Here is a 510-nt window from a genome sequence, read left to right as displayed (position 1 = left end):
TCCGCCAGTTGCGCGGCCAGATCAGGCAGGCGGGATAGTTGCTGGGCCAGGGTGACCCGTTCCCCGGCCCGGGCCATCCTTGAGCCGGTGGCCGCGGCCAGCCACGCCCCGAGCGAACGCCGCCCGAACAACTGCTGGCCTTTCCCGGCATCGGCCACGGCCAGCCGGACCGCCATCGCCGCCTCGGCCCGATCGATCACCCGCGCCAACACCACGATCTCCGCCATCGCCGACTCCACATCGGAGGGCACCCGCGACCCGTCGGCGGCGATCACCTCGCCCTGGCGCAGCCACTCCCGTATCGCCGCCCCGGCCAAACCCGGGTCAGGGTGATCAGAACGGCCAGGATGATCAGAACGATCGGAGCGGCCAGAACGATCAGAGCGGTTAGAGCGATCGGGGTGGTCCCCGCACCCCATGTCACGACCAGCACCCTGATCGGCCCTCCGCCCGCGACAGGCACCCCGCTCAGTCTCCTCGGCACCCCGATCCTCCCCCCACACGCCCCAA

General features: G+C 71.2%; 1 protein-coding gene. It reads right to left on the bottom strand.

Going from position 1 to position 510, the window contains the following annotated elements:
* A partial coding sequence (locus Aple_RS51720; protein WP_218038965.1) for a hypothetical protein occupies window positions 1-317 on the bottom strand: 317 nt, incomplete at its 3' end.
* Between the last annotated feature and the right edge of the window lie 193 nt (window positions 318-510).

The sequence above is a fragment of the Acrocarpospora pleiomorpha genome, assembly GCF_009687885.1.
Classification (GTDB): Bacteria; Actinomycetota; Actinomycetes; order Streptosporangiales; family Streptosporangiaceae; genus Acrocarpospora; species Acrocarpospora pleiomorpha.
Note: the sequence above shows the minus strand (reverse complement) of the source record. Positions and strands in the feature narration are given on the sequence as shown.